The sequence below is a fragment of the Streptomyces dryopteridis genome (assembly GCF_049606955.1).
Taxonomy (GTDB): Bacteria; Actinomycetota; Actinomycetes; order Streptomycetales; family Streptomycetaceae; genus Streptomyces.
Genome location: NZ_CP187113.1, coordinates 1,934,356 through 1,950,214, shown reverse-complemented (window position 1 = coordinate 1,950,214; position 15,859 = coordinate 1,934,356). Strand labels below are relative to the sequence as shown.

13 protein-coding genes are annotated in these 15,859 nt (G+C 73.4%); 4 read left to right on the top strand and 9 right to left on the bottom strand.

All coding sequences use genetic code 11. The features are described from left to right. The first annotated feature begins 41 nt into the window (after nt 1-41). Nucleotides 42-851 (top strand): hypothetical protein, encoded by an 810-nt coding sequence (locus ACN20G_RS07965; RefSeq protein WP_424212031.1) that lies wholly within the window; start codon nt 42-44, stop codon nt 849-851. Continuing rightward, nucleotides 848-1,627, top strand: a complete 780-nt coding sequence (locus ACN20G_RS07960; RefSeq protein ID WP_424212030.1) for a hypothetical protein — start codon at nt 848-850, stop codon at nt 1,625-1,627. The genes ACN20G_RS07965 and ACN20G_RS07960 overlap by 4 nt, the downstream gene beginning before the upstream one ends. 99 nt (nt 1,628-1,726) lie before the next feature. Here the strand turns inward: ACN20G_RS07960 and ACN20G_RS07955 are convergent, their stop codons facing one another. Both ACN20G_RS07955 and ACN20G_RS07950 read right to left on the bottom strand, forming a co-directional pair. Further along, on the bottom strand, nt 1,727-2,263 hold the full coding sequence (locus tag ACN20G_RS07955; protein ID WP_424212029.1) for an alkyl hydroperoxide reductase: 537 nt from the start codon (nt 2,261-2,263) through the stop codon (nt 1,727-1,729). A gap of 3 nt (nt 2,264-2,266) precedes the next feature. After that, nucleotides 2,267-2,821, bottom strand: a complete 555-nt coding sequence (locus tag ACN20G_RS07950) for a peroxiredoxin (RefSeq protein ID WP_424212027.1) — start codon at nt 2,819-2,821, stop codon at nt 2,267-2,269. Between the two features lie 135 nt (nt 2,822-2,956). Between ACN20G_RS07950 and ACN20G_RS07945 the strand changes: the two genes are divergently transcribed. Next, nucleotides 2,957-3,961, top strand: a complete 1,005-nt coding sequence (locus ACN20G_RS07945) for a hydrogen peroxide-inducible genes activator (protein ID WP_424212026.1) — start codon at nt 2,957-2,959, stop codon at nt 3,959-3,961. Between the two features lie 56 nt (nt 3,962-4,017). Here the strand turns inward: ACN20G_RS07945 and ACN20G_RS07940 are convergent, their stop codons facing one another. From ACN20G_RS07940 to ACN20G_RS07920, 5 genes are all read right to left on the bottom strand, one after another. After that, complete coding sequence (locus ACN20G_RS07940; protein WP_424212025.1) at nt 4,018-6,411, bottom strand: ABC transporter permease; 2,394 nt, start codon at nt 6,409-6,411, stop codon at nt 4,018-4,020. Continuing rightward, nucleotides 6,408-7,112, bottom strand: coding sequence for an ABC transporter ATP-binding protein (locus tag ACN20G_RS07935; protein ID WP_424212024.1), 705 nt, complete (start codon nt 7,110-7,112; stop codon nt 6,408-6,410). Before ACN20G_RS07935 ends, ACN20G_RS07940 begins: the two co-directional genes overlap by 4 nt. Further along, nucleotides 7,109-7,633 (bottom strand): PadR family transcriptional regulator, encoded by a 525-nt coding sequence (locus tag ACN20G_RS07930; RefSeq protein WP_424212023.1) that lies wholly within the window; start codon nt 7,631-7,633, stop codon nt 7,109-7,111. The genes ACN20G_RS07935 and ACN20G_RS07930 overlap by 4 nt, the downstream gene beginning before the upstream one ends. A gap of 173 nt (nt 7,634-7,806) precedes the next feature. Then, nucleotides 7,807-8,154, bottom strand: coding sequence for a hypothetical protein (locus ACN20G_RS07925; protein ID WP_424212022.1), 348 nt, complete (start codon nt 8,152-8,154; stop codon nt 7,807-7,809). After that, nucleotides 8,100-9,011, bottom strand: coding sequence for an SPFH domain-containing protein (locus ACN20G_RS07920; RefSeq protein ID WP_424212021.1), 912 nt, complete (start codon nt 9,009-9,011; stop codon nt 8,100-8,102). The genes ACN20G_RS07925 and ACN20G_RS07920 overlap by 55 nt, the downstream gene beginning before the upstream one ends. A 235-nt stretch (nt 9,012-9,246) precedes the next feature. Here ACN20G_RS07920 and ACN20G_RS07915 point away from each other — a divergent pair, with 235 nt between their 5' ends. Next, the gene (locus ACN20G_RS07915) at nt 9,247-11,595 is read left to right on the top strand and encodes a transglycosylase domain-containing protein (protein WP_424212020.1); all 2,349 of its coding nucleotides are present in this window, start codon (nt 9,247-9,249) and stop codon (nt 11,593-11,595) included. Nucleotides 11,596-11,696: 101 nt separating this feature from the next. Here ACN20G_RS07915 and ACN20G_RS07910 read toward each other — a convergent pair whose 3' ends face one another. Continuing rightward, nucleotides 11,697-13,160: a catalase gene (locus ACN20G_RS07910; protein ID WP_424212019.1), complete on the bottom strand. Its 1,464-nt coding sequence runs from the start codon at nt 13,158-13,160 to the stop codon at nt 11,697-11,699. A gap of 96 nt (nt 13,161-13,256) precedes the next feature. Beyond that, a complete protein-coding gene (locus ACN20G_RS07905; protein WP_424212018.1) occupies nt 13,257-15,650 on the bottom strand; it encodes a SpoIIE family protein phosphatase in 2,394 nt (797 codons plus the stop codon). Nucleotides 15,651-15,859 lie beyond the last annotated feature (209 nt).

Below are 15,859 nucleotides of genomic sequence, written 5' to 3'. Positions count from 1 at the left end.
TGGCGCGGGGTCCCGCGCGTTTCGGGGGGAGGGGCACGGGGATGATCGACGATCTCCAGGACGACGGCGGCGGTGACGGCGGCGGGCACGGGCCGGGCACGGGTTGGGGGAACCCGATGGTCGAGAACGAGGACCCGCGGCGGGAGCGCGGCACCCGGCGGGAGCGGCTCCGGGGGGCGTTGATCGCGCTCGGGGCGCTCGGGGTCGCGGCGGCCGTCGTGCTCGCCGTGTTCCTGGTCTCGCGCTCGCAGGAGCGGGCCGCCGAGGAGCGGGCCGCGCCCGAGGGGGCCGCGCAAGGGGCGCGGGCGTCGGGGGCCCGGTACGCGATACCGGCGTCCGACGTGTGCGCGGGGGCCGAGTTCGCGGAGCTGTCGCGCCTGGTCGCGCCCTGGGACGAGGACCCGGCGGCGGACGCGGAGACCCGGGCCAACCCGGCCGTGGACCGCTTCTCGTGCGCGCGCCGGGGGACCGCCGGCTCACAGGAGCCGACGCCCGCTCCGGTGGCCTGGACCGCGCGGATGCGCGTGGTCCTGTACGGCGGGGACGCGGCGCCGGAGTTCGCCCCGGGGCCGCAGGAGCCGCGGGACGGGGCCGCGAGCCCGGTGCCGGGCCTGGGCGAGGAGGCCGAGGTGGTCACGTCGCCGGCCCGGGACACGATGACCCTGCGGGTGCGGGACGGGGGCGCGGTGTTCACCCTCGTGGTGTCGAAGGCGACCGGCGGCCTGGAGCCGGGGCGGGCCGAACCGCCCTTCGTCGACGAGGGCGCCGTCCGCGCGGCCCTGATCGAGGACGCCCGCGCGGCGATGGCGGCCTACCGGGCTCCCGGCTCCGGGGGAGGGGCGCGGGGATGATCGGCGAGCCCGAGGCCGACTGGGAGCGACCCGACGGCGGGACGCGGCCCGGTGGTTCGGCGCCCGCGACGGGGCCGGAGCCGGCGCCCGGGTCCCGTCCGACCGGACGCGGGGGCGGCGGCCGGGCCCTGGCGTGGGCGCTGGTGGGCGCGGTGGGCGCCTCGGCGCTGTGGGCGGGCGGGCTGTACGCGTTCCGCGGCCCCCTCGCCCGCGAGTTGACCGCGCCCCGGCTCGACCACGCGATGCCCTCCGGGTCGCTGTGCGCGGTGGCCGGGTTCACGGCGTTGTCGAACGCGCTGAAGCCGTTCCCCGGGCAGCACTCCGACCGCCGTCCCGAGGACCCGGTGCTGACCGGCGGGTCCTGTGACCGCGACACCCGGGCCAACGACGACCAGGGGCCCGTGCCCTTGGGGCGGGCGGAGTACTCGGCCGGGATCCGGGTCGAGCTGCACGCGGTGACGGACCCGGCGGCCGAGTTCGCGGTGCGGGCCCGGGAGTGGGGCACGGGCTACGGGGCGGCCTCGGACGAGGTCCGCGCGGTGCCCGGGCTGGGGGACGAGGCGCTGCTCTTCGACACCGGCGGCGAGACGCACACCTCCTACGACCTCGTCGTCCGCGAGGGCGGGGCCGTGTTCACGACCTGGGTGCGCGGGCGGCCGCAGGGGGAGGGCGAGAGGAGCGCGGGCCCGGCGCCGTTCGCCGACCCGGTGGCCGTGCAGTCGGCGCTGGTGGAGGACACCCGGGCGATCATGGAGGCCCTCAGGATCCGGGACTGAGGCCCCCGCAGGCGTCCGTGCGCACGACGCGACGGCGCCCCGTCCCCCCTGGTGCGGGGAACGGGGCGCGCGTCGTCGTGACGGGGGTGCCGGGCGCGGTCAGTGACCGGCGAGGGCGGCCTCGGCGTCGAGGGTGACGGCCACGGCCTGGATCACGGAGGCGACCTTGACGGCCTCCTGCACGGTCTCCCGGTCCACGCCGGCCTTGCGGAGCACCTGCTCGTGCGAGTCGAGGCACTGGCCGCAGCCGTTGATCGCGGAGACCGCGAGGGACCACAGCTCGAAGTCGACCTTCTCCACGCCCGGGTTGCCGATGACGTTCATCCGCAGACCGGCGCGCAGGTTGCCGTACTCGGGGTCCGAGAGCAGGTGGCGGGTGCGGTAGAAGACGTTGTTCATCGCCATGATCGCGGCGGCGGACTTCGCGGCCGTGTACGCCTCGGGCGAGAGCGCGGCCTTGGCCTCGGGCTCCAGCTCGGCCAGCACGCGCGGGGAGCGGGCGGCGATGGCGCAGGCCAGGACCGTGCCCCAGAGCTGCTGCGCGGGCAGCGGGCTGTTGCCGATCACGGAGCCGAGGTTGAGGCGCAGGTCCTTGGCGAAGTCCGGTATGGCCGACTTCAGGGTGTCGAGGGCCACGGGTCACTCACCGGCCAGCAGGGCGCCGGCGTCGAGGGTGGACTCGCCCTTGTTCCAGTTGCACGGGCACAGCTCGTCGGTCTGGAGCGCGTCGAGGACCCGCAGGACCTCCTTGGGGTTCCGGCCCACGGAGCCGGCGGTCACCATGGAGAACTGGATCTCGTTGTCGGGGTCCACGACGAACACGGCGCGCTGCGCGAAACCGTCCTCGCCCTGCACCCCGCACGCCTGCATCAGCTCGTGCTTGGAGTCGGCGAGCATCGGGAAGGGCAGGTCACGCAGGTCGGCGTGGTCCTTGCGCCAGGCGTGGTGCACGAACTCGGAGTCGCCGGAAACCCCGAGGATCTGCGCGTCACGATCGGCGAACTCCTCGTTCAGCTTCCCGAACGCGGCGATCTCGGTGGGGCACACGAAGGTGAAGTCCTTCGGCCAGAAGAAGACGACGCGCCACTTGCCCTCGTAGGTCTTGTGATCGACCTGGGCGAACTCCTCACCGGCCTCCAGCGAGACACAGGCGGTCAGGTCGTACGAGGGGAACTTGTCACCGACGGTGAGCACGTGTACTCCTAGAGCGCGGAAAACCCGTCCGATTCGAGGGGTTTTCTGGGGGTTGGACGGATCTCACATCCTGGCACAGAGCGATTGATCAGTGAAATAGCTACTCTGGAAAACAGTGATCGGAGGTTCCTTTCAATGTCTTCCGCCGTACCCCGTGCCCTGGCGTCCGTCGGGGGCGTGGCGGGGGTCGGGCAGCGGGGGAGGGGGGCGAAACAGGCCACCCTCGCGCAGTTGCGGGCCTTCGTCGCCGTCGCCGACCACCTGCACTTCCGGGCCGCCGCGGCCGCCATCGGGATGAGCCAGCCCGCGCTGTCCGGCGCCGTCGCCGCCCTGGAGGAGACCCTCGGGGTGCGGCTGCTCGAACGGACCACCCGCAAGGTGCTGCTCTCCGCCGCCGGGGAGCGGATCGCCGTCCGCGCCCGGGCCGTCCTCGCCGCCGCCGACGCCCTCCACGACGAGGCCGACGCCGCCCGCGCCCCCTTCACCGGGGCGCTGCGCCTGGGTGTCATCCCCACCGTCGCGCCCTACCTGCTGCCCACCGTGCTCGGCCTGTTCCGCCGCCGCTACCCCCGCATGGACCTCCAGGTCCACGAGGAACAGACCGCCACCCTCCTCGACGGGCTCGCCGCCGGCCGCCTGGACCTGCTGCTGCTCGCCGTGCCCCTCGGAGTGCCCGGGGTCACCGAGATCCCCCTCTTCGACGAGGACTTCGTCCTCCTCACCCCCCGCGACCACCCCCTCGCCGGCCGCCGCGACATCCCGCACGAGGAACTGCGGACCCTGCGCCTGCTCCTCCTCGACGAGGGCCACTGCCTGCGCGACCAGGCCCTCGACGTGTGCCGGGAGGCCGGCCGCCGCGAGGGCGCCGAGGTCACCACCACCGCCGCCGGACTGTCCACCCTCGTACAACTGGTCGCCGGGGGACTCGGGGTGACCCTGTTGCCCCGCACCGCCCTGCGCCTGGAGACCGCCCGCAACGAGCACCTCGCCACCGGCGTCTTCGCCGAACCCGCCCCCACCCGCCGGATCGCCCTGGCCGCCCGCACCGGCTCCGCCCGGGCCGAGGAGTTCCACGCCTTCGCCGACGCCCTGCGCGAGGCCGTCCGCCCCCTGCCCGTCTGGCTCACCGACGGGAGCTGACGCGCGAACGCCGGGCCGCCCCGCGGGGCGACCCGGCGCGACCGGCGAACGCGTCGCTACTCGGTGCGCAGCCCGTCCGGCCGCATCACCCGCAGCAGCGACGGCAGGCTCAGCAGCGTCACCGCCGCCGACACCCCCACCCCGGCCGCCGCGAGGATCCCGATCGGCCCCCACTGCACCGTCACCGGCACGTTCGACATCCGCAGCAGCACCGAACCCAGGCCCAGCCCGGCCGCGGTCGCCAGCAGCACGCCCAACACGATCGGCACCGCCGTCTGCCACAACACCGAGAACGTGAGCGTGGACCGCTTCGTGCCGAACGCCACCAGCGAGGCCAGCAGCTTGCGCCGCTCCCGGACCTGCTCGATCTGCGAGACCAGCATGCTCAGCCCCATCAGCACCAGCACGCCGATCGCCCCGAACAGCAGCCCGTCCCGGGCCGACTCGTACTGGTCGGCCAGCTTCACCCGTTGCAGGGTGAACGCCGTGGCCTTCGGATCGGCCAGGTACGCGGCCGTGCGCACCCGTTCCAGGACGTCCGCGTCACCCTGTTCGGTGACCACCTGCACGGAACCGTAGGCGTCCCGCTCCAGCCCCGCGGGCATCAGCGAGGGGGTCAGCAGGATCCCGCTCTCGAACCGGCCCTGCGGGTCCCGCCGGCCGTCCACCACCGGCAGCGGGGACGGTGCGGTCCACGGGCGCGCCTCGTCCCGCCGCTCGGGCACTCCGGGCATGCCGTCAAAGCCGTACACGTTGCCGATGAACAGCTTCTGCCCGGCCGTCGGCACGGGCCGCTGCGGCCCGTTGGTCTCGACCGGCTTGCCCGTGCCCGCCTCCTTGCCGGAGAGCAGGTACGCGGCGCCGTCGCGGCAGTCCTTCGGCAGGTCCGCGATCTCCGAGAGCGCGGCGCAGGTGCCGATGGTGACCTGGATCCCGACGCCCTCGGTCTTCCGCTCGGCCGCCGCCGTCGTCTGCACCAGCGCCAACGACCTGCGCACCCCGGGCAGACCGGCGATGGTGTCGGACATCGCGGTCAGCGTGTGCGGGTCCCCGACGCCGTTCGCGTTGATCGAGATCGTGGCCCGGTCCGGGTCCTGGCCGGTGTTCTGGGCGAAGGAGCTCTCGCTGCCCACGAACATCATCTGCAGCGCGATGGACCCGGCCACCGCCACCGCGATGCCGTTGACCAGCCGCGCCGCCGTCCCGCCGTCCAACTGGAGCCGTCGGATCGCGAGCTGCCACGCCGGCGGCCCGCCCCGCAGCCGGCCCACGGCCGCGTCGATCACCCACGGCAGCAGCGTGGTGATGCCGACCAGCACCAACACCACGCCCACCGTCACCTGGTACTCCCGCACCGGCTCGTCCTCGCCGCGGTTCATGATCGGGAGCAGCACGGCCACCCCGGCCAGCGGCAGCAGCACCCGCCACCACAGCCGGCGCCGCTGCGGACGCGCGAAGCGCACGACGCCCAGGGGCTCGATCACCGCGCGCCGCAGCGAGAACAGGGTGACGAGCACCGCCGCCGCCGGCACCGCCAGCCCCACGATCAGCGCGAGCCACCAGGTCGGGTTCAGGTCCGAGGGCAGGAAGTTGAACTTCGAGACCTGCACGAACCGCACCAGCTCGCGGCCCGCGAAGAAGAACAGCACCCCCCAGGCCAGCCCCGTCAGCGCCCCGCCCATGGCCTCGCCGGCCGCGATCCGCCGCGCCGACCGCGCGTCCACGCCGATCAGCCGCAGCGCCGCCAGCCGCCGGTCGCGCCGGTCCGCGCCGAACCGCACGGCCGCCGCGATCAGCACCGCCACCGGCATCAGCAGGGCCACGAACGTCAGCGTGATCAGCAGCACGATCACCGGCGGGGTCGGTTCCCTCGTGGACCTGTTCTCGAATGCCTTGATGCGCTTCACGCCGGAGTCCGCGACCGTCACCTCCCGCGCCAGCCGCCCGTCACCCTGCCAGAACGCCAGCTCCGAGGGGCCGATCAGGCCCTGCTCGCCGATGATCGCCGTGATCGGCTGCGGCAGCCGCTCGCGCAGCAGCTTCCCCTCCGGGGAGCGCAGCAGCGCGTCCAAGGCCGGGGAGACGGCCAACTCGCCCGGGCCGGGCACCTTCTTCAGGCCCGGCGGCACGACGGCGTCCGGGCCCTCGGCCAGCACCCGCGCCCCGGCCACGTCCCGGTCCCGCCAGCTCATCTCGGCCCGGGAGAACAACAGGGTGTCCCGGCCCGCCGCGTCGAAGGTCTCCGAGGTCTGCGCCGACCGCGCCGCCGACCGCGCGTCACGCGCCTGGAGCGCGCTCGGCAGGCCCGTCGTGATCAGCAGCAGGGCCACGCCGAGACCCACGCCCACGCCCGTCAACACCGTGCGGATCAGGCCCTCGCGGCCGCCGGAGAACGCGAACCGCAGCCCCATCCCCAGATCACGGCCCCAGCCTCCGTTCGAGGCGCTCATACGATCCGCTCCATGTCGCGGGAGCGGCCGTCGCGCACGACGATCTCCCGGTCCGACCACGCCGCCACCCGCGTCTCGTGGGTGACCAGCACGACGGCCGCGTTCGTGGACCGGGCCGCGTCGGTGAGCAGCCGCATGACGAGCTCGCCGTTGAGGGAGTCCAGGGCGCCGGTCGGCTCGTCGGCGAAGACCACGCGCGGGGTGCCCACCAGGGCCCGGGCCACGGCCACCCGCTGGCCCTGCCCGCCCGAGACCTCGCCGGGCCGCTTGTCGGCCACGTCGTCCACCTCCAGCCGGGCCAGCCACTCGCGGGCGCCCGCCTCGGCCCGCCGCCGCTTCACGCCGGCCAGCCGCAACGGCAGGGCCACGTTCTCCAGGCAGGTCAGTTCCGGCACGAGCTGCCCGAACTGGAAGACGAAGCCGAAGTCGGTGCGGCGCAGGGCGCTGCGCTCGGCGTCGGACATGCCGCTCAGCTCGCGGCCCGCGTACGTCACGCTGCCCGAGTCGGGGGTGACGATCCCGGCGAGCACGTGCAGCAGGGTGGACTTGCCGGAGCCGGAGGGGCCCATCACGGCGACGATCTCACCGGGGTGCACGGAGAACGCGGCGCCGTCGAGGGCGGGCGTGCCGGCGTAGGACTTGCGCAGGTCGTGGGCGGCGAGCAGCGAGCCCGCCGGGGCGGCGGGGGAGGGGGTGCTCACGCGCGCACCTCCGCCGCGAGCCGGTCCAGCCGGGCCGCCGCCAGTTCCAGCCAGCGCATGTCCGCCTCCAGGTGGAACAGGGCGTGGTCGCAGATCAGCTGGTCGGCGATGTCGCCCTTGCGCTTGCGGGCGGTCAGCGTGCGCATCAGGCGCAGGTGCTCGGAGCGCTGGGTGTCGAGGAGGTCGGCGGCGTCGCGGCCGGTCAGCAGGGCGAGGACGACCTTGGTGTAGAGGACGGACTGGAGGTACGGCTCGGGCGCCTCGGGGCGGGCGAGCCAGTCGGCGACGTCGGTGACCCCGGCCTCGGTGATGGCGTACCGCTTGCGGTCGGGCCCCCCGCCGGCCTCGACGCCGTCGACCGTGACGAGGCCGTTGCGCAGCAGCCGGGACATGGTCGAGTAGACCTGCCCGTAGGCGAGGGGGCGGTCGTGACCGAAGCGCTCGTCGAAGGTGCGCTTCAGGTCGTAGCCGTGGCGGGGTCCGGTCTCCAGGAGACCGAGCAATGTGTGACCTATGGACATGGGCACGACTCTACACACGGTGTATACGCACGGTGTATAGCCGGGGGGTCGGGCGGCCCGGGGCGGGCGTGACGAAGGCCCTGACCCGGGAGTCTTCCCAGGTCAGGGCCCATGTCTCGTACTTTCGGGCAATCTTCGAACCCGTCCGGCCCCGCAGCCGGCGGGCGTCGTGCTCAGGGGCCCTCGCGCGGCGGCGGGGGCGGGCCGGTGGGTCGGGCCCGGGTGCCGGGGCGCGGCGCCGACTGCTCGGCCGCGTGCTCGGCGGCGCGTTCGGCGTCCCGGGCGGGGCGGCCCCGGCGGGGGATGGGGCCGGCGGCCGAGGGCAGCCGGCCCGCGTCGGACAGGGCCCGGCGCAGCAGGAACTCGATCTGGGCGTTGGCGCTGCGGAGCTCTTCGCCGGCCCACCGGGCGAGCGCCTCGTAGACCTGCGGGTCGAGCCGCAGCAGCACCTGCTTCCGGGCGGGGGTCACTGGTACAGGGTGCCGGTGTTGACGACGGGCTGCGCGGCCCGGTCCCCGCACAGCACGACGAGCAGGTTGGAGACCATCGCGGCCTTCCGCTCCGGGTCCAGTTCCACGATGTCCTCTTCCTCCAGGCGGTTGAGGGCGAGGTTCACCATGCCCACCGCGCCCTCCACGATCAGTTTCCGGGCGGCCACCACGGCCCCGGCCTGCTGGCGCTGGAGCATCGCGGAGGCGATCTCCGGAGCGTACGCGAGGTGGGTGAAGCGGGACTCGACGATGCTCACGCCCGCGGCCTCGACCCGGGCGTGCAGTTCGGCGGCCAGCTTCTCGGTGATCTCCTCGGCGTTCTCGCGCAGCGACAGCCCGGTCTCGTCGTGCGAGTCGTAGGGGTACTCGATGGCGATGTGCCGGACGGCGGCCTCGGTCTGGGTCTCGACGAACTCGGTGAAGTCCTCGACGGCGAAGACGGCCCGCGCGGTGTCCTCGACCCGCCAGACCACCACGGCGGCCAGCTCGATCGGGTTGCCGTAGGCGTCGTTCACCTTCAGCACGGCCGTCTCGTGGTTGCGGACCCGGGTGGAGATGGTGTGGCGCGAGGTGAGGGGGTTGACCCAGCGCAGGCCGTCGACGCGGATCGTCCCCTTGTACCGGCCGAAGAGCTGGACCACGCGGGCCTCGCCGGGGGAGATCGTGTTCAGGCCGGCCATCGCGACGAAGGAGAGGACGGCGAGCACGATGCCGACCGGCAGCAACGCGATCGGGCCCTCCGTGGAACCCCACACGATCAGGCCGGCGCCGGCGAGCACGCCGACGAGCCCGCCGAGGAGGGCGGTGCCGCCCCCGACGCTGTGGGCGGCGCGTTCGCGGACGTTCGCCGCGGCGTGGATCTGCGCTTCGACGGTGTCTTTGGTCATGGTTCGCCCCCGTTTGGAGTGTGGCGTTCGCTCGAACGCTCTATCAAAGTGATATCAGTTTTTCGCGGAAGGGCAAGGGACACGGCATTCTGAGGCTCGGTTCCCCTGGTGTGGGTGCTGATTCTCACGTCCGATATGGGCGATATGAGCACAATTTGTCCGGCATTTGTCCACACCCCGTGGTGTTAGCTTTCGAAGCTGACGTCGGGGGGTGTTTTCGAGCGGAGCGGGAGCGATGGGCCGAGCAGAGGCGCGACGGGCGCAGAAGCAGCGCGGGGCGCGGCGAGCGCCGAAAGGCCGCGGCGCGGGAGGCGGGAAGCCGACCGGCATACGTCGCTTCTTCGGCTGGAAGAAGATCCTGGGGGCCTTCTTCGGCATGATCCTGCTCGGCATCGCCGGCGCGGTCGGCCTCTACTTCTACGTGGACATCCCCAGCGGCAACGCCGACGCCGAACTCCAGAGCAACGTCTACCAGTACTCCGACGGCTCCGTGATGACCCGCGTCGGCAAGATGAACCGCGAGAAGATCGAGCTCTCCCGCATCCCGAAGGACGTGCAGACGGCCTTCATCGCGATCGAGAACAAGGACTTCTACTCGGACAACGGAATCGACTTCAAGGGTCTGGCCCGCGCGGTGTTCAACGCCGCCACCGGTCAGGCCCGCTCCGGCGGTTCCACCATCACCCAGCAGTACGTCAAGAACTACTACCTGACCCAGGAGCAGACCGCGACGCGGAAACTCAAGGAGATGGTGATCTCCCTCAAGGTCGACCAGGAGAAGGAGAAGCCCGAGATCCTCGCGGGCTACCTGAACACCAGCTACTTCGGCCGCGGCGCCTACGGCATCGAGGCCGCCGCCAAGGCGTACTACGGCGTCGGCGCCGACAAGCTGACCCTCGAACAGGGCGCCTACCTGGCCGCGCTGCTCCAGGCCCCGAACCAGTACGACTGGGCCACCGCCGGGCCGAACGGCAAGGAACTGGTCATGGTCCGGTTCAACGCCACCCTCGACAACATGGTCGAGATGGGCGAGTTGGACAAGGCCAAGCGCCAGACCATGAAGTTCCAGGAGCCCATCAAGCCCAAGCCCACCCCGGGCATGGAGGGCCAGAAGGGCTACCTGATCCAGGCCGCCAACGACGAGATGGCCAAGCGCTACAACGTCGACAAGGGCGCCATCGAGGCCGGTGGCTGGACCATCACCCTCAACATCGACAAGAAGAAGCAGGACGCGCTGGAGAAGGCCGTCCAGGCCGAGCTGGAGTCCAAGCTCGACCGCAAGAGCACCGACCCCGAGCGTCCCGACGCGGCCGTGCAGGCCGGCGCCACCTCGGTGGACAACAAGACCGGCGCCATCGTCGCGATGTACGGCGGGCTGGGCCAGAAGGAGCAGTGGGCCAGCAACGCCATGCGCACCGACTACCAGCCCGGCTCGACCTTCAAGCCCATGGTGCTCGCCGCGGCGCTGGAGACCGGCGCGCGGACCCAGGACGGCAAGAAGATCAGCCCGCAGACGCTGTACGACGGCACCAGCAAGCGCAAGGTGGTCGGCAGCCCCATCCCGTTCAACCCGGAGAACCAGGACGACGTCAGCTACAAGGGCGACGACGGCAGCCCGATGATCACGCTGCAGAAGGCGACCAACTCCTCCGTCAACTCCGTGTACGCACAGCTCATCGTGGACGCCACCCCGGAGAAGACCAAGGAGACCGCGCTCGCGATGGGCATGGTCGACAACAACCCCAAGAGCAAGGACAACTGGCCCGCCGACCGGCCGGCCATGTCCCTGGGCACCATGGGTTCCAGCACCGTGGACATGGCCGCCGCCTACGCGACCCTCGCCAACCACGGCAAGAAGACCACCCCCCTCATCGTCAAGGACGCCCGCCACGTGGGCCGCACCTTCGAGAAGGTCAACGGGGTCGGCGGCCAGGCCGTCAGCAGCACCACCGCCGACACCGTCACCAAGGTCCTCACCGGCGTGGTCCGCGAGGGCTCCGGCAACAAGGTCCAGAGCAGCGCCTACGACGCGGCGGGCAAGACCGGTACCTCCGAGAGCAACCGTTCCGCCTGGTTCACCGGCTACACCCCGGAACTGACCACGATCGTCTCGATCTACGGCCAGAACCCCAAGGACAGCGGTCAGGTCTCGCTGCACGGCATCGCCGGCGGCGGTCGCGCGGGCGGTTCCACCTTCCCCGCCGCGATCTGGAAGACCTACATGGTCAAGGCGCTCTCCGGCGTCGACACCAAGGAGTTCTCCCTCCCCGACGCCGACATGGGACAGCCCGACGTCCCGCCGGCCCCGACCGGGTCCCCGGTCCGCGAGCCCAGCACCTCCGAGAGCCCCTCCGGGCTCCCGAGCGGCACGCCGTCCGGCTCCCGCAAGCCCGTCCCGTCGACGAGCCAGTCCAGCGGTGGCGGCGGCAACAGCCCCTCGAACCGGCCCACGACCTCGGTCCGGCCGACCCACAGCGCGTCGAAGGACCCCGACCCGGGCGGCAACCCGGGCGGGGGCGACAACAACGGCGGCGACAACAACGGCGGCGACAACGGCGGACCGCTCTTCCCGCCCCGCCCCTAGCGCACCCGCACCACCCCGCACCGCGCACGACACCGCCGCCCGGCGACGCATCCCGCGTCGCCGGGCGGCGGCATGTTCGGTGGCATGTCCGGCGCGTGCCCTCAGTCCTCCCGGAGACGGGCCGCCACCCGGTCGCCCAGGGCCTTGTCCACCTGCCGCCAGTACGCCAGCGCCCGCGCCAGCACCGGCGCGCTCACCCCGTCCGCCAGGTGCCCCGCGACATTGCCCACCAGCCGCTCACGGGCCGCGTCGTCCAGCACCTCGCGCACCAGCGTGCCCGCCTGCCCCCAGTCGTCGTCCTCCGCGTGCAGGGACTGCGCGGTGCGCGTCATCTCGCCCGCCGAGGCCCAGCCCGCCGGGTCCCCGAACCGCTCCGTGTCGGCGGCCGGGCCGCCGTAGGAGTTCGGGGCGTACGGACGGGCCACCGCCGGCGACTCGAAGCGCATCGCGCCGTCCTTCGCGTAGCTCGCCACCCGGGTGCGCGGCCGGTTCGGCGGCAACTGCGCGTAGTTCGCGCCGATCCGGTAGCGGTGCGCGTCCGGGTACGACAGCAGCCGCCCCAGCAGCATCCGGTCCGGGGACGGGCCGATGCCCGGCACCAGGTTCGAGGGCTCGAACGCGGCCTGCTCGACGTGGACGAAGAAGTCCTCCGGGTTGCGGTCCAGGGTCATCCGGCCCACCTCGACCAGCGGGTAGTCGGAGTGCGGCCACACCTTCGTCAGATCGAAGGGGTTGAACCGGTACCCCTCGGCCTCCGCGAACGGCATGATCTGCACCGACAGGGTCCAGCTCGGCGGCGTGCCGCCCTCGATGGCCTCCCGCAGGTCCTTGCGGTGCACGTCCGGATCGGAACCGGCCAGCTCGTCGGCCTCCGCCTGGGTCAGGAACCCGATGCCCTGCTCGGTGCGGAAGTGGTACTTCACCCAGAACCGCTCGCCGGCCGCGTTGACCCACAGGTAGGTGTGCGAGCCGAAGCCGTCCATGTGCCGGTAGCTCTTCGGGATGCCGCGGTCGCCCATCAGCCAGGTCACCTGGTGCGCGGACTCGGGGGAGCCGGTCCAGAAGTCCCACTGCATGTCGTGGTCGCGCAGGCCCCCGTCGATGGTGCGCTTCTGCGAGCGGATGAAGTCCTGGAACTTCATCGGGTCACGGACGAAGAACACCGGGGTGTTGTTGCCGACCAGGTCGTAGTTGCCCTGGTCGGTGTAGAACTTCACCGCGAAGCCGCGCGGGTCGCGCCAGGTGTCCGGGGAGCCCTGCTCGCCCGCGACGGTGGAGAACCGGGCCAGGACCTCCGTGCGGCGTCCCGGCGCGAACACCTCCGCCTTGGTGTACCGGCTCACGTCGGCCGTCACCTGGAAGGTGCCGTACGCGCCCGCCCCCTTGGCGTGCACCACCCGCTCCGGCACCCGCTCCCGGTTGAACTGGGCCATCTTCTCGATCAGGTAGTGGTCCTGGAGCAGGATCGGGCCGTCCGGCGAGACGGTCAGCGAGTGCTCGTCGCTCTCCACCGGGATGCCCGCGTTGTTCGTCGTGGCGGGGGTCCGCCGCGTTTCCTCGGTCACGATCGCCTCCCACAAGGGCTCGTTTCGTTGCCGAGGGCGCGCCTACCCCGCGCGCGGTGTCGCACGCGGGGCGGACGCGAAGGGCTCGTGAAGGGGCTACTGCGGGGGCCGCGCCGCCCGCCCCGAGCTGGGCAGGGTCAGCTCGAACCACACCACCTTGCCGCTGCTGAGCCGGGTCGCGCCCCAGCGGCGCGCCATCCGGTTGACGAGGAACAGGCCGCGGCCACCCTCGTCGGTGTCCCGGGCCCGACGCTGGCGCGGCAGCTGCGGGGAGTCGTCGCCGACCTCGCAGCGCAGCACGTCCGTGCGCAGCAGCCGCAGGGTCACGGGCCGCTCCGCGTACCGCACGGCGTTCGTGACCACCTCGCTGACCAGCAGCTCCAGCGAGTCCCCCAGCTCCTCCAGCCCCCAGCGGGCCAGGGCGCGGCGGGCGAACCGGCGGGCCCGCCCGGGGGCGGTCTCCTCCGGGTCGAGGAACCAGTAGGCCACGTCACTGGGCGCGATCCCGTCGAAACGGGCCGCGAGCAGCGCGATGTCGTCGTCCCGGTCGCCGGGGCCGAGCATGTCGAGGACCTCGTCGCACAGGGCCTCCAGCGGCGGCGGGTGGTCCAGGCCCGTGAGCTGCGCGGTCCGCGCCAGGCGCTCGCGCAGGTGCTCGATGCCGGTCCACACGTCGCGCAGCCGGGACTCCACCAGGCCGTCGGTGTACAGCAGCAGGGTGGCGCCGGCGGGCGCGTCGAGCTCGACGGCCTCGAAGTCCACGCCGCCCACCCCGATCGGGGCCCCGGCGGGCACCCGCAGCACCTCGGCACGCCCGCCGAGGTGCAGCAGCACCGGCGGGGGGTGCCCGGCGTTGGCGATGGTGATCCGGTGCGAGACGGGGTCGTAGACGGCGTACAGGCAGGTCGCCATCCGGTCCGAGCCCAGCCGCTGGGCCTGCTCGTCGAGGTGGTGCAGGACCTCGGCCGGGGGCAGGTCGAGCTGGGCCAGGGTCTGCGCGGTGGTGCGCAGCTGGCCCATGATCGCGGCGGAGGTCATGGAGTGGCCCATGACGTCGCCGACGACGAGCGCGACCCGGCTGCCGGGCAGCGGTATGGCGTCGTACCAGTCGCCGCCGACCCGGGCCGTCTCGGCGGCCGGCAGGTAGCGCGAGGCGAGCCGTACCCCGGTGGGCTGGGGCAGGCTGTCGGGCAGCATCGTGCGCTGCAGCTCGTCGGCGATGTACGCCTCGCGGCCGTAGAGGACCGCCTTGTCGATGCCCAGGGCCGTGTGGGTGGCCAGCTGGGCGGCGACGAGGAGGTCGTCCTGGTCGAACTCGGCGCGTTCCTCGTTGCGCAGGAACACGGCCGCGCCGATCACCCGGCGCCGGCCGCGCAGCGGCGCGAGCAGCGAGCGGCGCCCGCCGGGCAGCGGGTGCTCGGCGCCGAGCAGCTCGGGCAGGGCCTCGCGGGCCGCGACGGAGGAGCCGAACACCGGGCGGACCCCGCGCAGCACCTCCGCCAGCGCCCCGCCGGCCGGGATCGGGCACAGCTCGTTCGCCGGCAGGTCGCCCTGGGGGCCGGTCATCGGGAGCCGGCCGAAATCGAGTTCGCCGGCGGCCCCCGCGGCCGCGGCGAGATCGAGACCGATCCCGAGGGTGTCGTGCGGGCTGACCCCGATCACGCGGTCGGCGAGACCGGGACCGGGAACACCGCCGGCGGCGGCCCGCGCGGCCTCGGCGAGGTCGTCGATCGGGCGCAGCCGGTCGGTGCGGCGCAGCCTTAAGACGACGGGACCGGTGGGCCGCTCGTCGCCGACCGGCAGCGGGTCGCGCAGGTAGACGAGGATCGCGTCGGAGAACGTGGGCACGGTGGCCCGGCACAGGCCCAGCACGATCTCGTCGAGGTCGATGCCGCGCGCGATCCGGCGGGTGGCGGCGCCCACGAAGCGCAGCCGGTCGCCCTCGCGGCGGTCGCCGGCGGCGCGGGCGGTGCCCGGCGGGATGCCGGCCCCCTGGCCCGCGCCCGCGCCCGCGAGGAGGCGGGCGGCGTCGACGTCGGCGGCGGGGCCGGTGGGCGCGGGATCGGCGTCGAGGTCCCCGGAGCGGTCGCCGGCGCGCCGGCGGGCCCCGGGCACGCCGGCCCCGGTCTGGGCCCCGGCGGGCTCGGGGTCGAGCAGCCGGGGTCCGAAGGGTTCGGCGTCGAGGGCTTCGGCGGCGAGCGACTCGGGCCCCTCGATCGGCGGGCCGAGCGGTTCGACGCCCTCCCACCCGGCGTCGCCGAGGATCCGTCCGGGCCCGCCGGCCGGCCGCGTGGCCTGGTCGGCGGGGGCCGGGGTCTTGTCGTGGGCGTGGTCGCCCCCGCCGGCGCCCCCGCCGAGGGAGCGCGGCAGCGACCCGCCGGTCCGGCCCCCGGGGGCGTGGATCGGGGGCGTGCCGGGGTCGCCGGACGCCGGTGACACGGCCGCCGCGGCGGGCTGCGGGCCCTCGTGAGAGGTGGGGTGCTCCGTCACGCGTGGAATTCCGTCCGTCTGCGCTCGCTCGATGTGCGCTGCACTCACTGCGTTCGAAAGGGTCAGTCGCGGTATACCCGCTCAGCGGCGGCGGGCACCGTCGTCGGTGTGGTGCAGGCCGTTCTTCCTGCGGGGTCGTCCCCTCTCGCGTCCCTTCGGTGTCGCCCGCCCCGTGCGCCCCGCGTCGGCGGCGGGGCACGATCCTACGA

Bases quoted from the DNA above. Each gene is read 5' to 3' on its own strand.
- ACN20G_RS07960 (WP_424212030.1), top strand. From the start codon at position 848: ATGATCGGCGAGCCCGAGGCCGACTGGGAGCGACCCGACGGCGGGACG.
- ACN20G_RS07940 (WP_424212025.1), bottom strand. From the start codon at position 6,411: ATGAGCGCCTCGAACGGAGGCTGGGGCCGTGATCTGGGGATGGGGCTG.
- ACN20G_RS07965 (WP_424212031.1), top strand. From the start codon at position 42: ATGATCGACGATCTCCAGGACGACGGCGGCGGTGACGGCGGCGGGCAC.
- ACN20G_RS07920 (WP_424212021.1), bottom strand. From the start codon at position 9,011: ATGACCAAAGACACCGTCGAAGCGCAGATCCACGCCGCGGCGAACGTC.
- ACN20G_RS07945 (WP_424212026.1), top strand. From the start codon at position 2,957: ATGTCTTCCGCCGTACCCCGTGCCCTGGCGTCCGTCGGGGGCGTGGCG.
- ACN20G_RS07915 (WP_424212020.1), top strand. From the start codon at position 9,247: ATGGGCCGAGCAGAGGCGCGACGGGCGCAGAAGCAGCGCGGGGCGCGG.
- ACN20G_RS07930 (WP_424212023.1), bottom strand. From the start codon at position 7,633: ATGTCCATAGGTCACACATTGCTCGGTCTCCTGGAGACCGGACCCCGC.